This window comes from Bacillus hominis, assembly GCF_018332515.1.
In the GTDB taxonomy this organism is placed as follows: Bacteria; Bacillota; Bacilli; order Bacillales; family Bacillaceae_G; genus Bacillus_A; species Bacillus_A hominis.
Window position 1 is genome coordinate 1 of record NZ_BOQD01000105.1, and the last position, 9,208, is coordinate 9,208.

The 9,208-nt window shown below is 34.6% G+C and carries 12 protein-coding genes; 4 read left to right on the forward strand and 8 right to left on the reverse strand.

Annotated features, from left to right (window positions below):
* Window positions 1-126: 126 nt before the first annotated feature.
* Window positions 127-882, forward strand: a complete 756-nt coding sequence (locus KI356_RS12195; protein ID WP_238486189.1) for a CPBP family intramembrane glutamic endopeptidase — start codon at window positions 127-129, stop codon at window positions 880-882.
* A 218-nt stretch (window positions 883-1,100) separates the two neighbouring features.
* Here the strand turns inward: KI356_RS12195 and KI356_RS12200 are convergent, their stop codons facing one another.
* The 5 genes from KI356_RS12200 to KI356_RS12220 all read right to left on the reverse strand — a co-directional run bounded on the left by KI356_RS12200 (window position 1,101) and on the right by KI356_RS12220 (window position 4,787).
* A complete protein-coding gene (locus KI356_RS12200) occupies window positions 1,101-2,042 on the reverse strand; it encodes a serine hydrolase domain-containing protein (RefSeq protein WP_212935540.1) in 942 nt (313 codons plus the stop codon).
* A 23-nt stretch (window positions 2,043-2,065) separates the two neighbouring features.
* Window positions 2,066-2,956: an AraC family transcriptional regulator gene (locus KI356_RS12205; RefSeq protein ID WP_212935541.1), complete on the reverse strand. Its 891-nt coding sequence runs from the start codon at window positions 2,954-2,956 to the stop codon at window positions 2,066-2,068.
* A 255-nt stretch (window positions 2,957-3,211) separates the two neighbouring features.
* Window positions 3,212-3,721 (reverse strand): nucleoside deaminase, encoded by a 510-nt coding sequence (locus tag KI356_RS12210; protein ID WP_212935542.1) that lies wholly within the window; start codon window positions 3,719-3,721, stop codon window positions 3,212-3,214.
* A 176-nt stretch (window positions 3,722-3,897) separates the two neighbouring features.
* Window positions 3,898-4,368, reverse strand: a complete 471-nt coding sequence (locus tag KI356_RS12215; RefSeq protein WP_212935543.1) for a GNAT family N-acetyltransferase — start codon at window positions 4,366-4,368, stop codon at window positions 3,898-3,900.
* A 17-nt stretch (window positions 4,369-4,385) separates the two neighbouring features.
* A complete protein-coding gene (locus tag KI356_RS12220) occupies window positions 4,386-4,787 on the reverse strand; it encodes a DUF3980 domain-containing protein (RefSeq protein WP_212935544.1) in 402 nt (133 codons plus the stop codon).
* Between the two features lie 96 nt (window positions 4,788-4,883).
* Between KI356_RS12220 and KI356_RS12225 the strand changes: the two genes are divergently transcribed.
* Window positions 4,884-5,336 carry an NUDIX hydrolase gene (locus KI356_RS12225; RefSeq protein WP_212935545.1) on the forward strand — a complete coding sequence of 151 codons (453 nt, stop codon included), beginning with the start codon at window positions 4,884-4,886 and terminating at the stop codon, window positions 5,334-5,336.
* 33 nt (window positions 5,337-5,369) lie between these two features.
* Here KI356_RS12225 and KI356_RS12230 read toward each other — a convergent pair whose 3' ends face one another.
* Complete coding sequence (locus KI356_RS12230; RefSeq protein ID WP_128280441.1) at window positions 5,370-6,281, reverse strand: DMT family transporter; 912 nt, start codon at window positions 6,279-6,281, stop codon at window positions 5,370-5,372.
* A 124-nt stretch (window positions 6,282-6,405) separates the two neighbouring features.
* On the opposite strand from KI356_RS12230, the gene pdxR reads away from it, so the two are divergent.
* Both pdxR and KI356_RS12240 read left to right on the forward strand, forming a co-directional pair.
* Window positions 6,406-7,848 carry a MocR-like pyridoxine biosynthesis transcription factor PdxR gene (pdxR, locus tag KI356_RS12235; protein ID WP_212935546.1) on the forward strand — a complete coding sequence of 481 codons (1,443 nt, stop codon included), beginning with the start codon at window positions 6,406-6,408 and terminating at the stop codon, window positions 7,846-7,848.
* An 81-nt stretch (window positions 7,849-7,929) separates the two neighbouring features.
* Window positions 7,930-8,370: a YaiI/YqxD family protein gene (locus tag KI356_RS12240; protein ID WP_212935547.1), complete on the forward strand. Its 441-nt coding sequence runs from the start codon at window positions 7,930-7,932 to the stop codon at window positions 8,368-8,370.
* An 85-nt stretch (window positions 8,371-8,455) separates the two neighbouring features.
* Here the strand turns inward: KI356_RS12240 and KI356_RS12245 are convergent, their stop codons facing one another.
* Window positions 8,456-8,770, reverse strand: coding sequence for a DUF3892 domain-containing protein (locus KI356_RS12245; RefSeq protein WP_212935548.1), 315 nt, complete (start codon window positions 8,768-8,770; stop codon window positions 8,456-8,458).
* 24 nt (window positions 8,771-8,794) lie between these two features.
* The coding region (locus KI356_RS12250; RefSeq protein ID WP_212935549.1) for a sensor histidine kinase at window positions 8,795-9,208 on the reverse strand (414 nt) is incomplete at its 5' end.

Consider the following 9,208-nt stretch of genomic DNA (forward strand, 5'->3'; position numbering starts at 1 on the left):
TTCCTGCAACCTTCTATATCAAGTTATCAAAGAACTTCATATAGAAGGTTGCAGGAAGGAGATGAATTTCGGTAAATCCGTTAAAATCTCGGATATTCGATTAACAACTTATATATACTTAGGTAGGTGAAAAATATTAATAGAAACATGGTTTATCATTCTACATTATGTATTTATTGTCTCACATCGCTTGTATATATTATCTTACTGAACATAGAAAATGGTCGTAACTATTTAGGATTTACGATGGTTGTTCCGCTTTTAGCTGTTATTTTATATCAGAAATTATATAAGAAACAAAAAATAGTTCATACATTTGGATTTTCACGTCCAAAAATAAAAACACTACTCTTCTCCATTTTATTTCCACTACTTCTAGGACTATGTCTCCATTTTTATTTTTATATTTATGATATTAAGTTCCTATATAATCATTGGAATGAATTAGGATTTCTCTTGCTTATTGGTCTTACAATTGGATCTTTATCTGCATTATTAGAGGAAATCATATGGCGTGGAAATTTTCATTACCATTTACGAAAAAAATACTCATTAACGCAAACAGCAATCATTACTGCATCGCTTTGGTCTTTATGGCATTTACCAGTAGCACTCTTTTATAAGAACTATGAGTTATGGTTTGTAGGAATATTTAGCTATCTCTCGTTATTATTTATATTATCTATAATTTTGACCTATACGAGAGAGTATAGCCGTTCTGTAATAACACCTGCAATTTTACATGGTATGTTTAATGTATTTTATTTAACAGATGGAGTGGCAACCAAGTGCAATATTAGCCTAATGGAATTAACTAAATTTATCTTGCTGGCAATTGTGTTTAGTATGATATACCTTATACATCGAAAAGTTAAAGAATAATTTACAATAACAGAAAAAGGTGTTTCAGCTTGCAGTTGAATGTACCTTAATTAACTCATAAGTACTTCAACACCTTGCAATTATTCAATAATCGTATAGGTGTTGAAGTTTTCTAATCTTAATTTAACGACTTCTTTCTCACAACACTTACTTCTATCATGGAGAACAAAACAAGTATAACTAAACCTTTTATTCTCATTTTCATAAAAATATACATCTTAATCTTTTAAATAAGGAAGGATGCATTCTTTAATTAACTTCCATCTATCCCCCGCTTCTGGTATAATTCCGGATGCTATGACCACCAATAATTCCATCTCTGGTATACAGCAAATCACATTCCCACCATCGCCCATGGCACAGTATGAAAAGATTCCAGCCTCTTCTCGTAACCACCATAAGTAACCGTATTGATTCGAATTCATCGCTGTCGATTCTTTTATCCATGATTTTGATAGAATTTGTTTTCCATTATGAATACCTTCGTTTAAATACAAACGTCCAAACTTAGCCATATCTCTAACCGTTAACGTCAGTCCCCAGCCGCCAGTTGTAATACCATTTGGATCGTGAATCCATCCTTTCACATCTTTTCCGAATAAGTCATCAAATTCAAATGCTTGCATATTGTAGTTTGGAATTTCTCTCATACTGAGTTGCTGAAATAAGTGTTCATTAGCAAATTCACGCGCATTTTTTCCTGTTACACTCGTAATAATTGCTGATAGTACATGCGCTCCTGCGGATGAATATTTAAAAGATCCAATTTCACCGCCGTTCCCCATTCTATTAAGTGTATACTGCACCCAGTCTTGTTGTGTACATAGTTCTTCTAACGGTTCCTGCCAATCTGCATAAGGATATGGAACTGTCATTGTTAGAAGGTGGCGTACTGTTATTTCAGATGAATTAACGTTATATTTAGGGAAAAATTCTATTACTCTTTGATCAACACTTTTTATATATCCTTTATCTACACATATCCCAATTAACGCAGAAATAATCGTTTTTGTGACTGAAGCTACATGAAATACATCATCTGGACCGTGGCCGTTATAATATTTTTCAAAAATAACATTATCTTTCTGTATTACTAACATACCATTTATATTTTCATATCCTTCTTTTATCCTACAATCTAACTGTTCAGCAGTTTTCATTGTTCTTCCCCCTTAATCTATCATTAAAAAGGTTCGATAGGTACATATATATCAACTATATGTTTCTTTTCTGGGTGCTGCCTTGGGTCATTTTTATATACTTCAAAAGGATACGAATCTCTCGGTTTATATCCGCTATTTGGCAACCATTCACCGTATAAAAAATCCCATGCCCCTTTATATGCATCTTGGCGTATTTCAAAATGACCTACTGCATACCTTCCTGAAGGTATTACCATAATTCCAATGTCGCTCGTTCCTACTGCGTGCTCATCTGGAATTGTTATACATAAACTTGTTTTTAAATGATAGTCTTCTGTAAACTCATGATGATCATGGTAAATGGTTAATACTTTCGTATCCTCAAATACATGATAGTTTTGCTCCGCTGCATAATGAAATATTTTCTCTATCATTTTTGGAAAAGCTATAGCTAACTCTTTATATGTACCTACATGTCTTATGTATGCGACGTTTATATTGTCCGCTGTTACAATTTCAACATTTCCTCGAACCTTCTTACATTCATTGTATTGAGAAGTTCCTCTTACGTCTTTGCAATTCTTGCTATTGTGATTTCTATAGTTTGATGGACTTACTCCGTAATAATTTTTAAATGTTCGGGAGAAAACTGCTGAATCTGTGAACCCGAAGTGATACGCAATATCTGTAATCGTCATGTCTGTGCGATATGTAAGTAGATGTGTTGCCCTTTCTAGTTTCAAGCGATTCACATACCGAGATAATGGCTCGTCTACTATTCCTTTAAAAATTCGGTGAAAATGAAACTTTGAAAATCCTGCTACATCGGCTAACTCTTCGATTGAAAGTGACTCATTTATATTTAATTCTATATAATCTTGTACTTTATAAATACTTCGTAAGTACTCATTTCTACTTTGAGAGCTCTCCATATATATCCTCCTCACAACAAAAAGGGCCGTCCTATAATACTTTTGGGACGGCTTTCTGTTAGTAATAGGTTGTGGCATGTTTTGTCGTTAAATTGATATATTCGATTTTACTTAGCTATAATTCCATTTATTCTTGTAATCTGCCCAACAGAAAACAATAAATATTAGTTTGATTAGTACTCCATAACGACATTTTTAACTTTTCACTGTTATTTTATTAGAATTCGGCTTGGTTCTTTCGTTTTAGGGAACAACCTATTTTTTTATAGTCCTACGTAAGTTAATAACATTGTTTGGATTTAGCTCCCATTGTCTCATAAGTTCTTTTTGTCTAGCTTTTAAGTCTCCAAATGGTTCTTCAACCATTTCGATTTTATTAAATTTCCCCTCAAAAACTGAAGCGTTTTTTATCTTTTTATATCCACCAAACCCTAAGTCATCATTTAGCAACCAGACCACTCTCTGTATTTTTGCGAATAAAATACCACCTGTACACATTGGACATGGTTCCAACGTGCTATAAATAGTAAACTTCTCATTTTTTATTTTTGCATCAAACATTGCTTGTCCTGCATTGCGAATAGCGTCTATCTCCGCGTGTGCTGTTATGTCTTTTTGTGAATGCACTCTATTTCTTCCCCTTGCAATAACATTATAATTTCCATCAACAATAACTGCTCCTACTGGATATGTATTTTCTTTTAATGCCTTTTCTGCTTCTTCCAATGCCATCTCTAAAAAATATCTATCTCTCTCAAAATCCATATAAATCCCCTCTTTTTTAAATAAAATTATTTTGTGAAAATTCCTTTCGGTGATCACACGAGCTTTTATCAAGCTAATAAAATAAAAAAGTACGCCATTCTTTCTGTAAAAACATAAGAAAGGTTGGCGCTTTTGATATGAGCTTAACTTAATGGACTTGGGTACAGTCCTTTTTTTTACACATATTTTAAAAATAAAACTCTACTCCCGCCGTTCCCATCATAATTTGTATGTACAGATACACCTTCTATTTCATCATCCCCAGCTTCAATTTCAAAGCCGATTTCTTGATGAAATTGTATCGATTTTTTATTAACTGGTGACGTGATTGCTTTTACAACTTTACGGTTGCTTGCACGAGCGACATCAAAGAAATAAGAATACAATGTCGTTGCGATTCCTTTTCTTCTATACTGTGGATTTACGCCGATAAAATGAACGTATGCTTCATCTTTATGCGTTTGTGAAAAGAATCCGCATAAGAAACCTAACGTTTTTCCATCTTCTTCAATGATAAAACTCGTTTCTTGAAAATGGACGAAAAACAACTTCGGCAACATATTAGCCATGTTTCTCCCGCCCCACCAATCATTTAATACAGAATGAATCTTTTCATAATCTTCCCCTTGAATGTTTCTTACTCGCATGTATTTCTCCCTCTCACTCATTTCATTTTTTCATATATTTTAATAACCGTTTCCACTAAAAGAATGAATACCCATATCCCGCTAAATACAAGAACAGACTGGAATATGGATCCGAGTATAATAACACCAACTGCACCTGATCCTGAAAATGATACTTCACCAAACCCTGGATCATGTATAAGTGATCCAGCTGAAAAAGCCATTAAAATCGATCCTATTAAATAAATAACACTCATTATTTTTAATATTTTTATAGAAAGATACGAAGGTTGTTCTTCTTCCACTTGTGATAATTCGATCTCCCCACTCGCAATTCCTTTTTGCAGACAATCTTCACATAAAAATTCTTCCTTAATTTTTTTGCCACCATGTATTGTACCTGTTATTTCTTTACATCGTGAGCACTTTCGATTTATCATTTTCGTATCACTCCAATCTAATAAGATTATACTTATATAATTCTATATTTACCTTAATATTCCTTTTATGTATTTTATAGAGAAAGGTCGTGTTTTATGATTTCAAAACCCACATTTGGCTCTAAAAAACCTACCGTTCATTATGTATTAAGGCCTAGTTGCTATGCCGTTATTTTTAACGATACTTGCTCAAAAGTGGCTGTTATCAAAAAAAGAGATCGTTACTTTTTACCTGGTGGCGGTATGGAAGGTAATGAAACAAAAAAAGAATGTTTACATCGTGAATTACTCGAGGAATTAGGATGGACAATTGAAATCGAACAGTATATCGGTAATGCAGCGCGCTATTTTTATGCGGAAAAGGAAGATACATATTATTTAAACGATGGGTTCTTTTACATTGCAAGCATGGTACATAAACAAACTGAAATCTCTGAAGAAGATCATATTTTAAAGTGGATGTCTCCATCACTTGCTGTAGAGCTTTTAATTCACGATCATCAAAAATGGGCCGTTGAACAAGCTCTTTTATTACGAAACAAAAAATGATCTCCTTCTATATGAAAGAGATCATTTTCACTATTAACTTACTTTTTTCAAATTGAGAGCTGGCTTCTTGATTCCGCCTTTTTTTACAACATATAAACCGATAAAGATAATAAGCCCACCAACTAGTTGCATCATATTGATTTGCTCTCCAATAGTTACTGCCGCAAAAATGACTGCGAACAATGGTACGAGATACATATAAACCATTACTTTCGTTGAACCAATTTTACTAATACCGACGTACCACATCGCAAGTCCGAAGATTGTCGCAAAGACGATTGAATATGCTAGAGAGCCCCAGCTCGGCATATCCACTGGCCACGTTAATGTATTTACATTGAATAAACAATATACAACAAGAGGTACAATTCCAATTAATGTAGACCATGATGTAACTCTCATTGCGGAGTATTTTGTAATAAGTGGTTGTGCCAAGATCGGATACCATCCCCAAGCAATTGCTGCTACTAATCCAATTACATTTCCGAGCCATGCATACTCATAAGTTGCTCCTCCTGTATGCCCTGTTAATAAAACGAATGCTGCACCAATAAAGGCTACTATTGAACCAATTTGTACTTTCATCGAAAAGCGTTCTTGTTTGTGTAATACTGCTAATATCCCTGTAAATATAGGTGACATCGCAATTAATAATGAGGCGTTCGTTGCTGAAGTATATTTCACAGATAGCATAAACATCGTTTGATACATCGTCGTACCAACGATACCGACTGCTAATAATCGTAACCAATCTTTTCTTTCAATACGAAGTGAGCGTTCCATTAAAAATGTAATAAGTAATAATACCGGTGATGCTACTAAAAATCGTAAACTATTAAATTGAATGGATGACATAAATGCCACGCCATACTTTCCAATTGTATAATTTGCTCCCCATACTAAAGCTACTGATACTAGGAGCCACTCCATTTGCCATCGTTTCATCCGAATCTCCCCTTCCCTATTTAGCATAGTAAAATTGGCTGGATATAACACCGTCCAATTGGCTGTTTTTTTACCCAGCCAATTTGTTATACTTGATGTATATAAGAGATGTGGAGGCGTTTGTATGGAATGGAAGCTAGATAACGACAGTAAAATCCCAATTTATCAGCAAGTTGTTGACTTTATTGAAAAACGTATTACATATGGAGAACTTCCTCCAGGTAGCTTCCTCCCTTCCGAACGGAAATTAGCTACACAGTTAAATGTAAACCGAAGTACAGTAACGACTGCTTATAATGAACTTCGTGCTATGGGAATTGTAGAAAGTACGACAGGTAAAGGTACACGTGTAAGTACACATATGTGGGGCGTTTCTCCAACATTAACGCCGAACTGGAGAAATTTCGTAGAAGGTGGTACTTTTTTACCAAACTTACCGTTACTTCGCCATATTCGTGCGCAAGTACAGCAAAATGAAAATATTATAGATTTCGCTAATGGAGAACTCGGTTGTAATCTTTATCCTCACGATCAACTCCAAACAATTTTACGAGAACAACCGTTAACGCAATCATTAAGTTACGATCATCCTCAAGGCTATCTCCCGCTAAGAAGAGCGGTAGTAAAATATATGAAAGAACATTTACAAGTGGAAGCGACCGAACAATCGATTATGATTACATCCGGCGCCCAACAAGCACTCCATCTTATCGTTCAATGTTTATTAAATCCAGGTGATGCCGTCGCTTTCGAAAGTCCATCGCACTGTTATTCATTACCGTTATTCCAATCAGCAGGTATTCGTATTTTCCCATTACCTGTCGATGAACACGGCATTAATCCGGACGATGTGCAAGAATTATATAGAAAGCATCGTATTAAAATGATCTTTTTAAATCCAAATTTCCAAAACCCTACGGGAACGATGCTGCATCCAAATCGTAGAAAAAAGCTGTTATCACTTTGTGCTGCCTTACGAATTGCGATCGTTGAAGATGATCCATCCAGTTTACTTACGTTAGAAAATAAACAACCTTGCCCTACTTTGAAATCAATTGATGAAAACGGAACAGTCATTTATGTACATTCCTTATCAAAAATGATCGCACCAGGTTTACGAGTCGGCTGGCTTGTCGCTCCGCAGTCCGTAATCGAACGATTGTCTGATGCACGGCATCAAATGGAATTAGGAATGAGTATATTCCCGCAGTGGCTTATGCAACAATTTTTCGAAACCGTACCGTTTCGATCGCATATCGTACCGCTACGAAAACAACTAGCAGAAAAAAGAGACATTATCGTCCGTGCTTTAAATGAACAGCTTCACGATAAAATCTCTTTTTCAAACCCGACCGGCGGTATATACATTTGGGGAAAATTAAAAGAACCGATAAACGAAAAACAGCTTATTATGCAAAGTTTAAAGCAAGAAATTGCTTTTATGCCAGGTAGTATTTTCGGTGCGAAAGATGGTTATATACGTTTATCTTATGGAAAGGTAAATATAGATCAAATTGAGGAAGGTATTTCTCGTTTGCGTGAGGCTATTTTAGTTTGTGAAAAATAACTTTTGGTAAAGAGATATCGTTTGACAAAAGAGAAATCTACCATTATTATCAACACGAACCTATTTATAGGAGTGATAAAAATGAAAATTTACGTTGATGCAGATGCTTGCCCTGTAAAAGATGTTATTATCTTTGAAGCTACGAATGCAGAAATTCCTGTTACCCTCGTTACTAGCTTTTCTCATTATTCTAATGCGGAGCAGCCAGCAGGTGTGGAAACAATTTATGTTGATTCCGGAGCAGACGCTGCGGATTACCGGATTATGCAGTTAGCAAAAAAAGAAGATTTAATCGTAACACAAGATTACGGTCTTGCTTCGCTCGCTTTAGCAAAAGGCTGTATCGTTCTACACCATAAAGGCTATAAGTATACGAATGAAAACATTGACCAACTATTACAAACACGTTATTTAAGTGCAATGGTTCGAAAGAGCGGTAAGCGCACAAAGGGGCCAAAACCATTTACAGCAGAAGATAAAGAGAAATTTAGAGAGCTATTTAAAAGCGTAATTTCACTTTAAAAGAAACCTTCTTTTTGTAGGGAAAGCTTAGCAAAGAAAAGAAGAGAATATCCAAATGAACATTCTCTTCTTGAGGTTTACCCGTTTAAAAAGACGGTAAGTTATCTAAGTTATTTTCCTTTATACCATCCGGTTCACTACGTATAATATCCCTACCATACTTATGAAATACGTCCACATGAGTTAACTTCCCTGATTTTGCTTCATCAAGAGCAGTAATATAATCTAATTCTCTTCCGCCACTTGTTTTAAAAGCGATTAAATCACCTTCATCATTTTTACGAACGGCAACTATTTGTTCTGCCCCTGAAACGACTTTCTGAGCTACTTCAAATTGAACTTGCTCTTCCCCTTGATGTAAGTAATCATTATAAACTTTTTCAAAGTCTTTTTTGTCCATAAAACTCACCTCCAACACATTTTATTAGTATGGTTGGAAGGTATTGGTTTTATGTATTTTGCTCTTAACTTGAGTGTTTTCAAATGAAAACATAGTCCCCTCACTATTTGATTGTAAAGTGTATTTTATATCGAACATCTTTGATATATCTTCAATATTTTTTAAGCCGAGTCCCGTTCCTTTACTATTCATATCAAACCCAATCCCGTTATCTCTAAAGCAAACAATATCATCATCTATGAGAATCTCAAGTTTGTTAGCTTTTGAATGTTTAAGCACATTTTGAAAAATATTATCGAATAGCCTTTGAATCCATAACTCATTACTATTCCATATCAACTCTTTATCTTGTGGATTATATACTAATTCAATTTTATGAATGCTATACAAATAGCTCCATTTTTTAATCATATTTTCTATTAAATTATGTATATTCAC

Coding starts and splice junctions, on each gene's coding strand:
- KI356_RS12200 (WP_212935540.1), bottom strand. CDS start 2,042: ATGAAAACTGCTGAACAGTTAGATTGTAGGATAAAAGAAGGATATGAA.
- KI356_RS12205 (WP_212935541.1), bottom strand. CDS start 2,956: ATGGAGAGCTCTCAAAGTAGAAATGAGTACTTACGAAGTATTTATAAA.
- KI356_RS12210 (WP_212935542.1), bottom strand. CDS start 3,721: ATGGATTTTGAGAGAGATAGATATTTTTTAGAGATGGCATTGGAAGAA.
- KI356_RS12215 (WP_212935543.1), bottom strand. CDS start 4,368: ATGCGAGTAAGAAACATTCAAGGGGAAGATTATGAAAAGATTCATTCT.
- KI356_RS12220 (WP_212935544.1), bottom strand. CDS start 4,787: ATGATAAATCGAAAGTGCTCACGATGTAAAGAAATAACAGGTACAATA.
- KI356_RS12225 (WP_212935545.1), top strand. CDS start 4,884: ATGATTTCAAAACCCACATTTGGCTCTAAAAAACCTACCGTTCATTAT.
- KI356_RS12230 (WP_128280441.1), bottom strand. CDS start 6,281: ATGAAACGATGGCAAATGGAGTGGCTCCTAGTATCAGTAGCTTTAGTA.
- pdxR (WP_212935546.1), top strand. CDS start 6,406: ATGGAATGGAAGCTAGATAACGACAGTAAAATCCCAATTTATCAGCAA.
- KI356_RS12240 (WP_212935547.1), top strand. CDS start 7,930: ATGAAAATTTACGTTGATGCAGATGCTTGCCCTGTAAAAGATGTTATT.
- KI356_RS12245 (WP_212935548.1), bottom strand. CDS start 8,770: ATGGACAAAAAAGACTTTGAAAAAGTTTATAATGATTACTTACATCAA.